We start from the raw sequence: 16,420 nt of genomic DNA, 5'->3' as shown, positions 1-16,420 counted from the left end.
CCAACGGATGAAAAGCCCGGACGCCGGGTGCATCATGAGCGCTGTCATTTCTCGGGAGACCTTCATGCCCCTGCGTCCATTGCTCTTGCCCGCCGCCGCTCTGGCGCTGGGCCTGCTGGGTTCGGCCAGCGCCATGGCCGATGATCGGTCGCAGTTGATCGAATCGATCAACGCCTACCGCAGCCAGCCGCAACGTTGCGCCAACCAGGCCTCCTCGGAGCTGCCACCGCTGGCCAGCGATCCGCGGCTGATCCTGCCCGTGGACAACGTCGGTGACCTGCAACAGGCCCTGGCACGGGCGGCCTATCCCATGGTCAATGTGCAGGCCATCAGCCTCTCCGGCCCCCGGGACGCCCAGGCGGCGATGCAAGCGGTGCGCGAGAGCTTCTGCCAGGTGGTGCTGGACCCGCAGTTCGTCGATATCGGCGTCAATCGCCAGGCCAACCAGTGGCGCATCGTCCTCGCCCGGCCGTTGCTGGCCGCCCGCCTCGGGGATTGGCAAGCCGAGGGCCAGCAATTGCTGGCACAGATCAACAGCGCCCGCAGCCAGCCCCGGCAATGTGGTGGCCAGAGCTTCGCCGCCAGCGCGCCGCTGGCCTGGAACGCCACCCTGGGCAGCACCGCCGAAGCACACAGCCGGGCCATGGCCAACCAGAACTATTTCGATCACAAGGACCATGACGGCCGCACCCCGGGCGATCGCGCCGAACTGGCCGGTTATGCCGGGCAACAGGTGGGCGAGAACATCGCCGCCGGCCAGGACAGCGCGCGCAAGGTGCTGGACGGCTGGCTGGCCAGCCCCGGGCACTGCGCCAACCTGATGAATCCGGCCTACCGCGAGCTGGGTGCAGCTTATGCAGTGGACCCGAAAAGCGATGCGGGCATCTACTGGACTGCAATGTTCGGCGCGCCTTGAGGCGCCGGCTCCAGATGTGACCTGCCGACCACAACTGTCGGCAACCCCTGGGCAGGGTTCGAGCCCGGCCATGAACGCAAACGCCCCGATCAACCGGGGCGTTTTTTTCAGCCAATGGTGACCTTACTGGTTGGTCGCCACCTGCCCAGCATCACCCTGGCTCACCAGCGCCTTGAGGGATGCGTCGAACTGCTTCAGCGCATTGACCTGCAGCTCGGTCTGCTGGTTGATCTGCGCGGCAATTTCCGGTGCCGCCTTGCCCCGGACCCAGACCGAAGGCAGCTCCTTGGCCTGAATGCCTTCGGCCTTGCCGATGTATTGCAGGTTGGCGTCATAGAACTTGGCGATGAACCGCGCCTCCACCTTGCGGTTGGCCTTGGTCACCAGTTGGTTGTAGGTATCGAGCATGACCACCACGTCAGGCCGGGCCTGGACCACGGCATCGAGGTTGTCATACAGGGTCACGCTACCAAAGTGTTTCTGCAACGACGCCGTCAACCAGTTGATCGCCCGTTGCGGGTCGGAGCTGTCGACAAAGGCGGCACTGATGCGCGGGTCGAGCCCGGCATTTTTCGCCCCGTTCAGCGCCACCGAGTGGTAGTGCTTCAGGTATTCCAGGGTATTGAGGGTGTTTTCGCTGTACAGCAACCCTACCGACTGGGCGTGCCGCAGATCGGCGCTGCTGTCGGCCATGGGCAAGAAGTGGCAGGACATGTCATCGGCGGCGAAGGCTGTCGCAGAAGCACCGGTTCCCGCGATCAAGACAACCACAAGGGTCAATAGAGTCGAGATTCTCATCGGGTGTTTCCTTCTGCAGCCAGCACGGTGTAAGCGCCATCTTCCTCCTTTGCTGGAAAAACGGAACCTGCACTTTTTGATGATAACTATCGATTGCAGCAATGGTTGACAATAGGCACCGATTCGCCTGCGAAGGTGCAACCTCGATCACCCGCCACGACCTGCAAGACCCTCATTTTCTGGCATACAGCTGGCCACCGCCGCTATAGAATCAAGCCCCCTTTTTCTGCAACACGAGTCCGAACCATGGATGCTCACTCGATATTGACCTACACCCTGGTGGCGGCGATCGCCATCGCCAGCCCCGGCCCTGCCACCCTGGTGGCGCTGCACAACAGTGTGGCCTACGGTGCCAAGTCGACCCTGTGGTCGTCACTGGGCAATATCAGCGGGCTGTTCTGCATGTCTGCCGCGGCCATGCTCGGCCTCGGCGCGCTGATCGCCAGTTCCGAGTGGGTTTTCAATGCGGTGAAGATCGTCGGCGCCGGCTATCTGTTCTACCTCGGTGCCAAGCAGCTGTTCAGTAAACGCCAGCTACTGAGCGCCAGCAGCGCCGACAACGGCAAGCTCGCGCCCCCGCCGCGTCTGAAGTTGTTCAAGTCGGCCTTCCTGACCGCCGCCACCAACCCCAAGGCGACGATCTTCTTTACCGCGCTGTTCCCGCAGTTCATCGACCAGCACGCCGCGCTGCTGCCGCAGTTCTTCATCCTGACCCTGATCTTCATGGCGCTGTCGCTGGTCTCCCTCAGCGTCTATGCCGTGCTCGCTTCCCGAGCCAAGGGCGTGCTGACCCGGCCGGCGCTGTCAAAGTGGGTCAATCGCGTGGTGGGTTCGACCTTCATCTTCTTCGGCACCACCATCCTGGCGATGCGTCGGCAAACGGTCTGACCGGGCACCTGATCTGCCTTGCGGGGAGTGAAGCGGCCTTCAACCCTTCTTTTTCTGCAAGGCCTTGAGCCGCGCACTGGCCCGCTGCACGGCGGCCATCTTTTCCGGGCGCTTCATGCGCTTCCATTTGCGGATGTCGTCCTTGGTCCGTCCGCAACTCACGCACAGGTCGCCGCTGAGCTGGCACAGGGCGATGCAGGGGTTGTCGATTTCCTTGGCCATGGCTCAACCCCGCCCCGGACGCAGGCGCTTGAGGCGTTGCGCCCAATCGCCGCCATTGATCCGCCGGCATTGTTCCTCGCTGTCGAAGAACACATGGGCCGCCAATGACTCAAGACGCACATCGGCCTCGCCCAAGGCGCGGGCTGTCAGTTCAATCATCCGTGAGCCCTGGCCCGCCGCCAGGGCCTGCTCCTTGTGGGCCTGGGTGTCGAAGATCCAGGCCACCACCAGGCTTGCCGGAAAGGCGGCGTAATTCACTTCGTGGGTCAACCAGGAAAAGCCGACGATCTCTGCCTTGGCGGCCTCGCAGGCTTCGGTCAGGGTGGCGGCCAGCTGGCGTTCCATGGCGGCTTGCCGGCGTTTGTCGAGTGGCATGAAGGACCTTGAGCAAGGGAAAAAAGGCCGCACAAGATACCTCAAACCCGCCACTCGCGGCGGCGCGTTGCACCTGGGCTAGCGCCTACAGAAGCTTGCTACCCAAGGCGCTGGACAGGACGTCGTCGTGCCCATAGATGTCCGGCGCATACAGCAGTTGCCCATGGCTGTCGGCCTGCACCGTCCAGTAGCTGAGCAGAATCGGCACCGGCCTGGCCAGGCGGAATTCATGGGTCAGGCCGGTGGCCAGCAGTTCGTTGGTGCGCAGTCGCTCCGCCGGGCTCAGCAACCAGTCGCGCAGTTGCAGCGCCTGTTCGACCCGCACGCAGCCGGAACTGAAGGCACGGGGCCCCTTGCTGAACAGCGCCTGGCTCGGGGTGTCGTGCAGGTACACGGAGAACGGATTGGGAAAACGGATGGCGATGCGCCCCAAGGGGTTGCGCGGGCCCGCCCCCTGGCGCAGAAGAATATTGCCGGGACGCTCCCAATCGACATCCTCGGGCGCCAGGGGCTGGCCATTGGCGTCCAGCACCTGCAGGTTCTGACGATTGAGGAAGCCCTGGTCACGGCGGATTTCCGGCAGTTTGTCTTCCTTGAGAATGGTCGGCGGCACCGTCCAGGTGGGGTTCAGGGTCAAGCGCGTGACCTGGGACTTCAACAGCGGTGTCTGACGCTCGGCACGGCCGACCTGGGTGCGGGTCTGCCACACCACCGCATCGTCCTGATAGAAGGTCAGTTGCGCGGCCGCGACGTTGACCAACACGATATTGGGTTCGAAATCCTGGGCCAGCCAGCGCAGGCGTTCAAGGTTGATGCGCAGTTGCTCACGGCGCTGGGCCGGGCTGATATTCAGCTCCTTGAGGGTGCCCGCCCCCATCACGCCATCAGCCTGCAGCGAATGACTGAGCTGGAAATTTTTCACCGCGTTTACCAGGTCACTGCTGTAGGTATTATCGTCACTGACCTCGGGGCTTGGCAGAAAGCCGCCCAGGTACAGGCGCTGGGCCAGTTCCGGGACTCGCTTGTCCTGCATGTCCGGACGCAACAGCGGGCCACCGGCTACCGCCTGCCAACGGGGTAATGGTTGCTGGCGTTCACGGGCATAGACCTGGCGCAGGTTGCGATATTGCTCAAGATTCGGACGGGCCTGATCGAAGGCGCCGGCGAGGTTTTCCAGCCCGGGCACGGCCATCGCCAGCAACGCCGCCTGGCGATCGTCCGCCAGCGGCTGGGCCCGCCACAAGGGCTCGAAGCGGCTCTGTGACAGGCGACCGTAGTGCAGGTCCTGCAAGGCTTGCAGGTACTGATGACTGATCGCGATATCGGTGCACAGCTCATCCCCTGCTGCGCTGCTCAGCGGCAGCCGATAGCGCTCTGGATCCAGGCCGTCATCGATCACCTGGGCCAATTGCGCCTGCAAGCTGGCCAGCCGATGCTCGGCGGACCACACCGGCTGCTCGCCGTTCTGGCGGTAGAACGCCTGCAACAGCAGTTGCGCGGAAGCATCCAGGCGTGGACTCAGTGCCGGGCAAGCCACCCCCACCTGGGTCAACGTCAGTTGCAGCGCACTGGGCGGCGCCAGCGCAGGGTCCTCGGCCAGCGCGACCAATGGCGCAGCGAGCAGGCACAGGCTCAAGTAACATGCGGTTTTTTTGAACAACTGCTTTACTCCAATCCGTGGCCTTCAGTGCGTTGGCCAACCGTTACGGCAGATGGGGAACAATCAGGCCTGGGATCTAAACATATAGACCAGACTGCCGGGGGAACGACAGGACGTCAGGAGCCAAAGTGATCATGGGGATGCTCTAAACATGTTGAACTTCTTGTGCCGAATCTGCCTGGCGACTATCGCCCTGGGCGCCTTTTGCAGTCCTTCCTTCGCCGCCAGCAAACCCGCTCCCGCGCTGTACAGCAGCCTCGCTCACGCCGCACCGGAACTCAATCCCCAGGCCCTGAAAAGTGCCCTGAACGCCATGCAATGCGCGGTCAACAGTGGTGCCCGACAGGCCCGGCACCTGGCGGTGATCGACTACTCGCAACCGTCCACCGCGCGGCGCCTGTGGATCTTCGACCTGCGCAGCAAAAAACTGGTGCTGCGCGACCTGGTGGCCCACGGACAGAAGTCCGGGGAAAACTTCGCCACCCAGTTCTCCAACCGCCTGGGCAGCTATCAATCCAGCCTGGGCCTGTTCCGCACCCAGGAGAGCTACGAAGGCAGCCACGGCTACTCCTTGCGCATGGACGGCCTGGAGCCCGGCTTCAATGATCGGGCCCGGGACCGGGCCATCGTGATCCATGCCGCCGACTACGTGAACCCCTTGTGGAGCCAGCGCCAGGGCCGCATCGGCCGCAGCCAGGGCTGCCCGGCGGTACGCCCGCAAGTGGCGCGCCAGGTGATAGACAAGCTCAAGGATGGCCAGTTCATGTTTTCCTGGTATCCGGACCAGCGCTGGCTGAAATCCTCGGCCTACCTCAATTGCCAGCCGCGTCAGGTGGCGAGCATCCTGAGCAGCAACGGCGGCTGATTGCTCGGTGGCGCAATGCCGATCAGCGAGGGCGCCCGTAACCGGGTTAGACTCGCTGCTCGTCCCTCTAGCACTTGAAGCCGCCCCATGACGCCACCTGCAATCGATCTGTTCCCTGACTTCATCCCGGCCCCCGACGCCCTGTTCAACCACCTCAAGGACAGCGTGCTCTGGGATGAACGCATGCGCGCACGCAAGACCGCCAGCTTCGGCGCGCCCTACGACTACTCGCAGATCACCTACCCGGCGGTGCCGATGCCCCAGGCGCTGGAGCAGCTGTGCGGTCCGATCGAGCAGTTGCTGGGCTTTCGCCCCAACAACTGCCTGCTCAACTTCTATCCGGACGGCCAGTCCTCCATGGGCTTGCACTCCGATGCCAACGAGCAACTGGTGGAAGGCACCGGGGTGGTGATCGTCTCCCTGGGTCACGCCCGGGCCATGGTCTTTCGCCACAAGGAAAGCGGCGCCACCTTCGACTACAGCCTGGCCAGCGGCTCGCTGCTGCACATGTCGGACGAACTGCAGAAACACTGGCTGCACGCGATCCCCAAGGCCCCGAATGCCGGTGAACGCATCAGCCTGTCGTTTCGCCAGCTCAAGACCGCGTAGTGCTGGACTCGGTCAGGATCGGCCCTTGACTCAAGGGCCGCGCCATCGACAATGCCCGGCTGTGATCACCGCTCGAATAGAGGCCCCATGCAGTTGCTCCCCTGGTCCTACCCCTGCCCCGAAGGCTTCACCCTGCGCGGCCTGCGCTCCGAACCTTCGGGCAAACCGTTGCTGCACTTCCTCCACGGCAACGGCTTCTGCTCCATGGCCTATCGTCCGCTGCTGGCCTTGCTGGCCGAATCCTTCGACCTGTGGCTCAGCGACGTCCAGGGCCATGGCGATAGCGATCATGGCGGCCCGTTTGTGGGTTGGAATCGCACCGCAGAACTGGCGGCCGAAGCCTTCGAGGCCGGGCTCAAGGCCTACGGTGACGTGCCCCGCTACGCCGTCGGCCACAGCTTTGGCGGCGTGCTCACCAGTCTGATCGTGGCCGAACGCCCCCAGCTGTTTGCCAAGGCAGTGATGCTCGACCCGGTGATTTTCAGCCCGTCGATGATCAGCTCCCTGAGGCTGCTCTCGGCCCTGGGCCTCAACCGTCGCCATACCCTGGCTCGCAAGGCCGCTGCCCGCCGCCAGCATTGGCCGGACCGCGCCTCGGCCAAGGCCGCCCTGGCCAACCGGGGGATCTTCAAGGGCTGGAGCGACGAGGCCCTGAACGCCTATGTCGAGCACGGTCTGAAAGACGACGGTCAAGGCGTAGCGCTCAAATGCTCCCCTGAACGCGAGGTGGACATTTTCAGCAGCTTCCCGCGGCGCCTGTGGCGATCCCTGCGCCGGGTGCAGACCCCGACCCTGGTGATCCACGGGCGCGACAGCTACCCCTACGTCGCCCGCTCGATCAAACGCTGGGCCGCCCTCAACCGGCACCTGAGCACCCAGGTGATCGACGGCCAGCACTGTTTCATGCAAGTCGACCCAGTGACCAGTGCCCGCTCCATCGCAGGCTTCCTGCACACCGAAGCCCATTGAAAGCTGCGGGCCAGGCGCCCGCAAATAGATGTCATCGTGATATCATCGGCGGGTTTTCCAGGCCGGCCGTGCCTCCTGTCCCCCCTGGAAAACCCTGGTAAAGGCGCCGATCAGATGCGCCTACCGCCGACCTTGTGTGCAAAAACCGACGGTGCCGTGAAGCCTCGCTCCACAGCGCACCGCACAGATGCAAACCGCGACTCGCTTCGCCGGTTGTACTTTTTGCCGCCACAAGGAACACAGTCATGCTCTTGAGAACGATGAATATTTCCCGCCGCGCAGGGTTCAGCTTCGCCCTGATCGCCCTGCTGGCACTGGGCCTGGGGGGCTTCTCGTTGCTGGAAATGCGGCGCATGAACCAGCAATCCCTTGAGGTCGACCAGAACTGGCAGCCATCGATTGTCGCCGCCAACGCCCTGGCCCTGACCAGCACCCAGATCCGTACCATCACCCTGCGCATGCTGGTGGTCCGTGACCACGACGATGTACGGGCCCTGCTCAAGCGCGTCGGCGAACTCGACGAGCAACTCAATCGCCAGCAAGGCGTTTACGAGAAACTGATCACCGAGGCCGAGGAGCGCTCGGCCTATGAACGCTTTCTCAGCGCCAAGGCGGCCTACATCAAGGATCAGCACCGGGTGGTGGAACTGGTGCGCCAGGGGCACAAGGAAGCGGCCATCGATGTCGTCGACGGCGGTTCGTTCCTGACCCATGCCGACGCCATGCTCAAGGAGCTGCTGGACATCATCGACACCAACACTCGGGGTGGCGTCGCCGCCGCGCAGCTGAGCAGTGAGGTGTTCCAGGGCGCCATTGCCATGGTCGTGCTGATCATGCTGATCGTGGTGGCCCTGACCATCGCCCTCGCCCTGCTGCTGACCCGCAGCATCGTGCGCCCACTGGGCCAGGCCGTGGCCGTGGCGGAAACCATCGCCAGCGGCGACCTCGGCCAGAGCATCACGGTCAGCGGCAAGGACGAACCGGCACGCCTGCTGCAAGCCCTGCAAACCATGCAGGCCAGCCTGCGGGGCACCCTGCAGCGGATCGCCGATTCCTCCAACCAACTGGCCTCCGCCGCCGAGGAACTGCATGCGGTCACCGAACACTCCAGTCAAACCCTGCACCAGCAAAGCAATGAAGTGGAGCAGGCTGCCACGGCAGTCAACGAGATGACCGCCGCCGTGGAGGAAGTAGCGCGCAATGCGGTGAGCACCTCCGAGGCCTCCCAGGAAACCGACCGCACCGCCCACCACGGACGCGAGCAGGTGCAACACACCGTGGACTCCATCGGCCAACTGGCGGCAGACGTGACCCAGACCTGCGAACAGGTCGAGCACCTGGCAGTGGACGTGCGCAATATCGGCCAGGTGCTGGAAGTGATCCGCTCGATTGCCGAACAGACCAACCTGCTGGCCCTGAATGCGGCCATCGAAGCGGCCCGGGCCGGGGATGCCGGACGGGGGTTTGCCGTGGTCGCCGACGAAGTGCGGGCCCTGGCCCATCGCACCCAGCAGTCGACCCAGGAAATCGAAAGCATGATCAACACCATCGAAGAAGGCACCGAGGGTGCGGTCAGCGCCATGCGCAACAGCAACGAGCGGGCACACCTGACCCTGGAGGCGGCCCGCGCCTCGGGGCTGGCCCTGGACCAGATCACCCAGGCCATCACCATGATCAACGAGCGCAACCTGGTGATCGCCAGCGCCAGCGAAGAACAGGCCCAGGTCGCCCGGGAAGTGGATCGCAACCTGATCAACATCCGCGACCTGTCGACCCAGACCTCGGCCGGGGCCAACCAGAGCAACGCCGCCAGCCAGGAACTGTCGCGGCTGGCGGTGGACCTGAACGGGCTGGTGACCCAGTTCAAGCTCTAAAAAAGCAGTTGTCAGCGGCACGTTCGAAGCGTCGAACGTGCCGCTTCAGAACGCGTAACGGGCGATCACTTGCCGGACCTTGGCCAGCGCCTCGGGCAAATCGGCCAGGTCCACCGAGCCCAGGGCCAGGCGAATGGCGTGGGGCACCGGCCCGGCGCAGACAAAGGGCTCGGCGGTAGACACCGAGACGTTCTCACGCAGCAACGCCATGGCCACCTGATCGGCGCGTACTTCCTCGGGCAAAGGCAGCCAGAGGAAGTACGAGTTGGGGTGGCCGATATGCTCCAGCCCTGCCAACAGCTCCCGAGCCAGATGCTGACGGGCCTGGGCGTCCTGACGTTTTTCCTGCTCCAGGCGCGCCACGGTGCCGTCCTCGATCCAGGCACAGGCCATGGCGGTCATCACCCCGGGGGTGTTCCAGGTGGTGGCGCGGATCGCGCGTTCGAGCAAGGGCGCTCGGTCTGCGGAGGCCACCACGTAGCCGACCCGCAGCCCGGCGGCCACACTCTTGGAAAAACCCGAGATGTACACCGTGCTTTCCGGGGCCAGGGCCGCCAGGGGTGCAGGTGGATCGTCCGCCAGATAGGCGTAGGCCGCGTCCTCAACGATCAGCAACCCATGCTGACGGGCCAGGGCCACCAGACGCTGGCGCCAGGCCAGGTCAAGCACCCAGCCCATGGGGTTGTGCAAAGTCGGCATGGCGTACACCGCCCTTACCCGCCGACGCTGGCACAAGCGCTCGAAGGCATCGAGGTCCGGACCTTCTGCCGTCAATGGGATGGCCAGCAACTCCAATCCGTGCGCATCCGCCACCACCTTGAACCCCGGGTAGGTCAGGGCATCGGTGGCCACCACATCGCCGGGCTTGAGCAGGGCCATGACCGTGGTCGCCAGGCCGTGCTGGGCCCCACTGACAATCAGCACCTGCTCGCCCTTCACTGCCAGACCGCGACCCGCCAAATGCTGCGCCACCGTGGCCCGCTCATGGCTGCGGCCGGCGTGGGGTTGATAACGCAGCAGGGCCTCCAGATCGCCGCAGGACGCCAACTGACGCAAGGCTGCGCGCAGTAACTCTGCCTGTCCGGGCAAGGACGGGTAGTTGAAGTTCAAGTCCAGGGTTCCGGCCGCCGTGGCCTGCTGATCTACACCCTGTCCGGGCGGTAGCGCGGTTTCACGGACAAAGGTGCCACGCCCGGTTTCGCCGCTGATCAAGCCCATGGCTTCCAGCTCGGCATACACCCGCGAGGCGGTTACCAACGCCAGCCCTTCCCTGGCCGCCAGCTCTCGATGGGTGGGCAGGCGGGTGCCAGGGGCCAGCACGCCGCGACGGATATCGGCGGCGAACACATCGACTAACTGCTTGTAGCGGGCGCGGGCCATTGGCGCTGTATCCATGACAATTTTTTGATTGTGCTGATTTTCAATCCTAGGATGAGCTGGACGCAAGCCCTACCCCGGGCCTGCCCCTGCCAACCGTAGTGAGCACTTGTTGAATGCAACGGACATCGCACCTGCAATCCCCCCCGCTGGAAAATACCGCCGGCGGCTGGCTGAACGGCTTTATCGGGGTACTGATCTTCAGCGGCTCACTACCGGCGACCCGGGTCGCGGTGCTGGAGTTCGATCCGCTGTTCCTTACCGTTGCCCGCGCCACCCTCGCTGCGGTCCTGGCCCTGTGCATCCTGTTGCTGTTCAAGGAACGACGCCCCAGCAGGCAGCAATTGCTGCCCCTGACCATCGTCGCCCTGGGCGTAGTGCTGGGCTTTCCCTTGCTGACCGCCCTGGCCCTGCAGTACGTGACCTCGGCTCACTCCATCGTGTTTCTCGGCCTGCTACCCCTGGCCACCGCGGTATTCGGCGTATTGCGCGGCGGTGAACGGCCACGTCCGGTGTTCTGGCTGTTCTCGGTGCTGGGCAGCCTGCTGGTAATGGGTTATGCCCTGTCCCAGGGGCTGTCGGCGTCGCCCCAGGGCGATTTGCTCATGCTCCTGGCGGTGCTGGTGTGCGGCTTGGGTTACGCCGAGGGCGCGCAACTGTCCCGGACCCTGGGAGGCTGGCAGGTGATTTCCTGGGCCCTGGTTTTATCCTTGCCGGTCATGGCGGTCCTGACCCTGTTCAGCGCTCCGACCTCCTTTAGCGGCATCAGCCTGCCGGCCTGGTTCAGCCTGGGCTACGTCTCGCTGTTCAGCATGCTGATCGGGTTTGTCTTCTGGTACCGCGGCCTGGCTCAAGGCGGGATCGCTGCCGTCGGCCAGCTGCAGTTGTTACAGCCATTCTTCGGCCTGGCCCTGGCCGCCGGCCTGCTGCATGAACAGGTCAGCCTGGGCATGCTCGGGGTCACAGTGGCAGTGATCCTGTGCGTGGCCGGAGCGAAGCGTTGGGCCAAGTGACAGAAACGACAGTGGCAGGCTCAAGAGGCCTGCCACTGCTTGCGCCTTACCTGGCGACGGGTGCTGCAAACGGCTTGGGGTCTAGGTCGGAGAGATAGTGGCAAGCGCACCGATCGCGATGGTCAAGGCTAAAAATCCAAACAAGAAAAACGCCATCTTAGTCATCAGGCCTCCTGAACAGTAGGTGTGCGGTGCAGCGGGCCGGATCTCCAGCCAGGAGACCCAGTGGGCGCGCCATTTTCAAACCTTGGCTGTTCTGATAACAGATGCAGATGATCTAGAAAAATACGGATCAGAAACGTCAGTCCCGTTACGCAACACTCAGGCTAGAGCCTGTAGCAGCGACTATCGACGGGCCAGTTTGTAGCGCACACAGTCGTCGTAAAAGCTTTTGCGCAAGGCTTCGGGCCTGATCCGCGAGGCACTGTCGTAGGTCTGCTCGGTGATCCCCAGGGCCATCATGCGCATCCAGCCCTTGCTGAACTTGTAGGTCTGGATCTTCTGCCGCGCCGCGTACAGCGACACCCCGGACAACTTCAGCTCCTGAGCCCGGGCAGCAGTGCCTGCGCCCCAACTGCAAACATAACGGTCATTGGCCTGCAGCTCTCTGGCCTGGGCCATCCCGGCCCCGCCCAGCAGGGCGCAGGAAGTCAGCGTTATCAACACATGGCGCATTTATCGGTCACCTAACCACCTGAAAATAAAGTGATTTTGCCGACACCTTGGCCAGTGCGGGGCCAGCAGATTGCCTTATCGATCAAGGCAAAGTGCCTGCCACTGCTGGCCAGTCATGCGGTACAGGCGCAACGCACTATGCCAGCGGCTCGCCGCGCCCGGCTTCGGCCAGCAACCACTGGCGCAACAGCGCGACATTGGGTCGCTCCAGGGCCGCTGCCGGATAGACCAGATAGTAAGCCAGATCACTGGCCACACCCTGGGCAAGCGGCGCCAGCAGGGAGCCCTCGGCCAGTTCCCGGCGGACCAGCGAGCGGCGCACCAGGGCAACCCCCAGACCCGCCTTGGCAGCTTCTATGGCGCCATTGCTGTCGACGAACACCCGGCCCCGGCCGCCGTCGATCTGCCCGGCCCCGGCCGCCGCCAGCCACAGCGCCCAGTCGTGACGATGCTCATCATGCAACAACGGCAGCCCTGCCAGCTCGGCGACCGTCAGGCCGGCGTCCTGCCCCAGCAACTGCGGGCTGCACACCGGGGTCAACTGGTCATCGAGCAAGCGTTCGCTGAGCAGCCCCTCATAGCGGCCAAAGCCGTGGCGCACCGCCAGATCGACTCCATCGCGGGCCAGGTCTACCTGGCGGTTGCAGGCGCTGATCCGCACATCCACCCCAGGTGCCTGCGCTTCGAATCCCGAGAGCCGTGGCACCAGCCACTGTGTGGCGAAACTCGGCGTGCAACTGAGCACCAATACCTCCAGACGCCCACGCCCGACCATCTGCGCCGTGGCCTCGCGCATCATCCGAAAGGCCGTGCGCAAGGTCGCGAAGTACTCCTCACCAGCCGCGGTCAGGATCAAGCGCCGGGGGCGGCGCAAAAACAGCGCGAGACCCAGCACCGACTCCAGCTCCTTGACCTGCAAGCTGACGGCGCCCGGGGTGACATTCAGCTCCCTGGCCGCCAGGGTCACGCTCAGATGACGCGCTGTGGCTTCAAATGCGCGCAGTGCCGCAAGGGGCGGCAAGGCCATGCTCATGATTTAGCTCTCCTCAACTATGGAGCGAAAAACGCTCGTTTGTCTGCGGTCGCAACTCGCAGAATAATTCGACACGGCAGCCATTCAAATAGCCAAGGCGTCCGTGCATCGACGAGCAGGACTCAATCATTGAAACACGTGGGAGTAAGCGGCATGACCAGGCAAAAAGTCATGGGAGTGATGGAATGGGGGCAATTGCTGGTGCTGTCGATCCTCTGGGGTGGCTCGTTCTTTTTTGTCGCGATTGCCGTCAAGGAGCTGCCGCCACTGACCATCGTCATGCTGCGAGTGAGCCTGGCCGCCCTCGCCCTGCTGACGCTGATCCGTATCCTCGGCCTGTCACTGCCCCGGGACCGACGAGTGTGGCTGGCGTTCTTCGGCATGGGGCTGCTCAACAACCTGCTGCCCTTTGGCCTGATTGTCTGGGGCCAGACCCATATCGCCAGCAGCCTGGCCGCCATTCTCAATGCCACCACGCCCCTGTTCGCGGTACTGGTGGCCCACGTCCTGACCACTGATGAAAAAATCAGCGGCAACAAACTGGCAGGGGTGCTGGTCGGCTTTGTCGGGGTGGCGATGATGATCGGCCCCGATGCCCTGGCGGGCCTCGGGGATCATCTCGGGGCACAGTTGGCGGTACTGGGTGCGGCACTGTCCTATGCCTTCGCCGGAGTCTTCGGCCGGCGCTTCAAGGCCATGGGCGTCGCCCCACTGCTCAGCGCCAGCGGTCAGATCTGCGCCTCCAGCCTGCTGCTGATCCCCCTGGCGCTGCTGCTGGAGCGGCCCTGGAACCTGCCACTGCCGAGCCTGGCCACCTGGGGCGCGCTACTGGGAATCGCCCTGCTGTCCACCGCCCTGGCCTATGTGCTGTTCTTTCGGATTCTCTCCAGCGCCGGCGCCACCAACCTGATGCTGGTGACCTTCCTGATTCCCATCAGCGCCATTGTCCTGGGCTGCCTGGTGCTGGGCGAGCAGTTGCACGCCAGGCACCTGCTGGGCATGGGCATGATCGCCCTGGGCCTGGCGGCCATCGACGGCCGGCTGCTCAGGCGCTTCAGGGCACGCAAGCAGGCACCGTTGGACAGCGACAGTTTTCTCGGCAAGGACATTTGATAGCGGCCGGTATTCCCGCGAGGAATGCACGGATAAAAATCGCGCATTTTATTTATTGCCCGGGATCTCCTAGCGTGTCCGTTCCCCCATTGGAGATCCCGCCGTGACCGACGCCCGTCCACGCCTGTACGTCGATGCCCAGTTCACCAGCCCCTATGCCCTGTCAGTGTTCGTGGCGTTGCGGGAAAAGGGCATCGACTTCGAACTCATGCCCCTTGACCTCGATGCCGGTGAGAATCGCGCCCCGGACTATGCCCGCCTGTCCCAGACCCAGCGGGTGCCGACCCTGGTGCATAACGGCTTTGCCCTGTCCGAATCCTCGGCCATCACTGAATACCTGGAGGAGCTGTTCCCTGAACCCGCGGTCTATCCCCTCGACCGACAACAGCGAGCCAGGGCCCGCCAGGTCCAGGCCTGGCTGCGCAGCGACTTGCTGCCGATCCGCCAGGAGCGCTCGACCCTGGTGGTGTTCTATGGCTGCAAGGGCGAACCTCTGTCGCCACCCGCCGAAGCGGCGGTGGCCAAGCTGATCGATACGGCGCAAGCGCTGTTGGCCGATGGCCGTGACTGCCTGTTCGGCCAGTGGTCGATTGCCGATGTCGACCTGGCATTGATGCTCAACCGGCTGATCCTCAACGGTGACCCGATGCCCGCGAACCTGGTGGACTATGCCCGGCGCCAATGGCAGCGGCCGGCGGTGCAGGAATGGCTGCGGTTGCCGCGGCCGGCGCTGTAGCGGCCTGGGGCGGATGCGTTTGATGAGCCGCCAATGCAAAAACCCTCCCGCAAATCCGGGAGGGTACCTGATTCAGTGACGCAAACGACTCAGGACGCCAGTAAGGGCTGCTGCTCATAGTTCTTGGCGTAGGCATTCTCCACGCCGGGAAGGATTTCCACTATCGAGAAGTAGCGGTCCCAGAACGGCGTCTCCCGCAACTCCTCCACCAACAGCTCATAGGCATGGTGACTGCTGGCTTCCCACAGCCACAGATCGGTGACTCGCGCCGAGTAGAACTCGATATCGAAGAAGCGCAGCGATACCTCGGCCGAATGCCGTTGCAGAATCGGCTCCATCTGGGTACGCAACAGGCGAAAGCGCTCCTCGACCGGAAACCCCAACCACTCCGGGGTGGTTTTTACCAGCATGAATACGCTGAGCACGGTGACAGACATGGTGTTGACTCCTGACAGACAAAGGGTTGATGAGTGCTGCTTGCCCAAGCAGAATACGAGTCATCACTCACCTTTGAAACTCGCATTGCCGCCATGTCAAAACACCCTGCCAGCCCTCCTCTGACCCCGCGTAAAACCCCGAGCCAGCGCCGTTCGGCGCACACCGTCGAGGCTATTCTGGAAGCGGCTGCTCGCATTCTGGAAACCCAGGGACTCACCGCCTGCTCCACCAACGCCGTGGCGCAACGGGCCGGTGTCAGCATCGGCTCGCTGTATCAGTACTTTCCCAACCGCGATGCCCTGACGGTGGCGCTGATCGAGCGCGAGACCGCGCAGTTGCTCAGCGATGTCCACGGCGCGAGCAGTCACGGCGCCGCCCTGGAGCGCATCCGCGCCATGGTCCAGGCCGCAGTGGCCCACCAGTTGCGCCGGCCGGAACTGGCCCGAGTGATCGATTTCGAAGAGCGCCGGCTGCCGCTGCAGGAGCGCCATCAGCGAGTGGCCCTGGTCATTCATCAAACCCTGGTGCAGGCCCTGCAACTGGCCGACGCACCTTGGGTGCTCGATGACGTGGTCACGGTGGCCCACGACCTGTTCGCCCTGACCCACGGCATGATCGATGCCGCAGGTGAGCGAGGTGAAACCGAGGCCCCGGACCTGGAGCGCCGGGTCATGCGCGCCATCCGCGGCTACCTGACGCTTGCCGGAGAATGATCGAGCGGCGCGGCGACACACATGACGGCTGACGCATGCAGGCAAACATATGCTGGGCGTCATCGGCCTTGCCCAAGGGCACGCCGCGATGTGGCAGGCCGCTCAACGCCAGAAAAGTACCCGTGCGCCGATCCGGCTGGTATGGT

18 protein-coding genes and 1 pseudogene are annotated in these 16,420 nt (G+C 64.0%); 11 read left to right on the top strand and 8 right to left on the bottom strand.

What is annotated here, in order from left to right; all coding sequences use genetic code 11:
• Nucleotides 1-64 precede the first annotated feature (64 nt).
• Nucleotides 65-916, top strand: coding sequence for a CAP domain-containing protein (locus tag ACMGF8_RS17425; RefSeq protein WP_102880092.1), 852 nt, complete (start codon nt 65-67; stop codon nt 914-916).
• Nucleotides 917-1,039: 123 nt separating this feature from the next.
• On the opposite strand, the gene ACMGF8_RS17420 is transcribed toward ACMGF8_RS17425, so the two are convergent.
• Entirely contained in the window at nt 1,040-1,714 is a 675-nt protein-coding gene (locus ACMGF8_RS17420; RefSeq protein WP_416756873.1) for an ATPase, read from the bottom strand.
• Between the two features lie 246 nt (nt 1,715-1,960).
• On the opposite strand from ACMGF8_RS17420, the gene ACMGF8_RS17415 reads away from it, so the two are divergent.
• Nucleotides 1,961-2,602, top strand: a complete 642-nt coding sequence (locus ACMGF8_RS17415; protein WP_416756871.1) for a LysE family translocator — start codon at nt 1,961-1,963, stop codon at nt 2,600-2,602.
• 39 nt (nt 2,603-2,641) lie between these two features.
• Here the strand turns inward: ACMGF8_RS17415 and ACMGF8_RS17410 are convergent, their stop codons facing one another.
• From ACMGF8_RS17410 to ACMGF8_RS17400, 3 genes are all read right to left on the bottom strand, one after another.
• Nucleotides 2,642-2,824: a DUF1289 domain-containing protein gene (locus ACMGF8_RS17410; protein WP_102864264.1), complete on the bottom strand. Its 183-nt coding sequence runs from the start codon at nt 2,822-2,824 to the stop codon at nt 2,642-2,644.
• Nucleotides 2,825-2,827: 3 nt separating this feature from the next.
• Entirely contained in the window at nt 2,828-3,199 is a 372-nt protein-coding gene (locus tag ACMGF8_RS17405; protein ID WP_162884135.1) for a hypothetical protein, read from the bottom strand.
• 85 nt (nt 3,200-3,284) lie between these two features.
• Nucleotides 3,285-4,859 carry a L,D-transpeptidase family protein gene (locus ACMGF8_RS17400; RefSeq protein WP_416756870.1) on the bottom strand — a complete coding sequence of 525 codons (1,575 nt, stop codon included), beginning with the start codon at nt 4,857-4,859 and terminating at the stop codon, nt 3,285-3,287.
• A 151-nt stretch (nt 4,860-5,010) separates the two neighbouring features.
• Here ACMGF8_RS17400 and ACMGF8_RS17395 point away from each other — a divergent pair, with 151 nt between their 5' ends.
• The 5 genes and pseudogenes from ACMGF8_RS17395 (at nt 5,011) to ACMGF8_RS17375 (ending at nt 9,176) form a co-directional block, all read left to right on the top strand.
• Entirely contained in the window at nt 5,011-5,724 is a 714-nt protein-coding gene (locus tag ACMGF8_RS17395) for a murein L,D-transpeptidase catalytic domain family protein (RefSeq protein WP_102864261.1), read from the top strand.
• Nucleotides 5,725-5,811: 87 nt separating this feature from the next.
• Nucleotides 5,812-6,333: an alpha-ketoglutarate-dependent dioxygenase AlkB family protein gene (locus tag ACMGF8_RS17390; RefSeq protein ID WP_416756868.1), complete on the top strand. Its 522-nt coding sequence runs from the start codon at nt 5,812-5,814 to the stop codon at nt 6,331-6,333.
• 87 nt (nt 6,334-6,420) lie between these two features.
• Entirely contained in the window at nt 6,421-7,302 is an 882-nt protein-coding gene (locus tag ACMGF8_RS17385) for an alpha/beta fold hydrolase (RefSeq protein WP_102864259.1), read from the top strand.
• Nucleotides 7,303-7,547: 245 nt separating this feature from the next.
• Nucleotides 7,548-8,318, top strand: a pseudogene (locus ACMGF8_RS17380) (MCP four helix bundle domain-containing protein); the annotation flags it as partial.
• On the top strand, nt 8,313-9,176 hold the full coding sequence (locus ACMGF8_RS17375) for a methyl-accepting chemotaxis protein (protein ID WP_416760326.1): 864 nt from the start codon (nt 8,313-8,315) through the stop codon (nt 9,174-9,176). The pseudogene ACMGF8_RS17380 and the gene ACMGF8_RS17375, both read left to right, overlap by 6 nt.
• A 45-nt stretch (nt 9,177-9,221) precedes the next feature.
• Here the strand turns inward: ACMGF8_RS17375 and ACMGF8_RS17370 are convergent, their stop codons facing one another.
• Complete coding sequence (locus tag ACMGF8_RS17370; RefSeq protein ID WP_416756865.1) at nt 9,222-10,556, bottom strand: PLP-dependent aminotransferase family protein; 1,335 nt, start codon at nt 10,554-10,556, stop codon at nt 9,222-9,224.
• A 113-nt stretch (nt 10,557-10,669) separates the two neighbouring features.
• Here ACMGF8_RS17370 and ACMGF8_RS17365 point away from each other — a divergent pair, with 113 nt between their 5' ends.
• The gene (locus ACMGF8_RS17365; RefSeq protein ID WP_250330400.1) at nt 10,670-11,566 is read left to right on the top strand and encodes a DMT family transporter; all 897 of its coding nucleotides are present in this window, start codon (nt 10,670-10,672) and stop codon (nt 11,564-11,566) included.
• A gap of 345 nt (nt 11,567-11,911) precedes the next feature.
• On the opposite strand, the gene ACMGF8_RS17360 is transcribed toward ACMGF8_RS17365, so the two are convergent.
• Nucleotides 11,912-12,241: a hypothetical protein gene (locus ACMGF8_RS17360; protein WP_115582159.1), complete on the bottom strand. Its 330-nt coding sequence runs from the start codon at nt 12,239-12,241 to the stop codon at nt 11,912-11,914.
• Between the two features lie 136 nt (nt 12,242-12,377).
• Nucleotides 12,378-13,274, bottom strand: coding sequence for a transcriptional regulator GcvA (gene gcvA, locus ACMGF8_RS17355; protein ID WP_102864252.1), 897 nt, complete (start codon nt 13,272-13,274; stop codon nt 12,378-12,380).
• A 153-nt stretch (nt 13,275-13,427) separates the two neighbouring features.
• On the opposite strand from gcvA, the gene ACMGF8_RS17350 reads away from it, so the two are divergent.
• A complete protein-coding gene (locus tag ACMGF8_RS17350; protein ID WP_162884134.1) occupies nt 13,428-14,387 on the top strand; it encodes a DMT family transporter in 960 nt (319 codons plus the stop codon).
• 103 nt (nt 14,388-14,490) lie between these two features.
• Nucleotides 14,491-15,123: a glutathione transferase gene (yfcF, locus tag ACMGF8_RS17345; RefSeq protein WP_207167483.1), complete on the top strand. Its 633-nt coding sequence runs from the start codon at nt 14,491-14,493 to the stop codon at nt 15,121-15,123.
• Between the two features lie 89 nt (nt 15,124-15,212).
• Here yfcF and ACMGF8_RS17340 read toward each other — a convergent pair whose 3' ends face one another.
• Nucleotides 15,213-15,560: a darcynin family protein gene (locus tag ACMGF8_RS17340; protein ID WP_240321974.1), complete on the bottom strand. Its 348-nt coding sequence runs from the start codon at nt 15,558-15,560 to the stop codon at nt 15,213-15,215.
• Between the two features lie 93 nt (nt 15,561-15,653).
• Here ACMGF8_RS17340 and ACMGF8_RS17335 point away from each other — a divergent pair, with 93 nt between their 5' ends.
• Nucleotides 15,654-16,274, top strand: a complete 621-nt coding sequence (locus tag ACMGF8_RS17335; RefSeq protein ID WP_207167481.1) for a TetR/AcrR family transcriptional regulator — start codon at nt 15,654-15,656, stop codon at nt 16,272-16,274.
• Nucleotides 16,275-16,420: the final 146 nt, after the last annotated feature.

The sequence above is a fragment of the Pseudomonas sp. BNK-7 genome (genome assembly GCF_048072025.1).
In the GTDB taxonomy this organism is placed as follows: domain Bacteria; phylum Pseudomonadota; class Gammaproteobacteria; order Pseudomonadales; family Pseudomonadaceae; genus Aquipseudomonas; species Aquipseudomonas danubii.
This window is presented reverse-complemented; position numbering and strand designations above follow the sequence as displayed.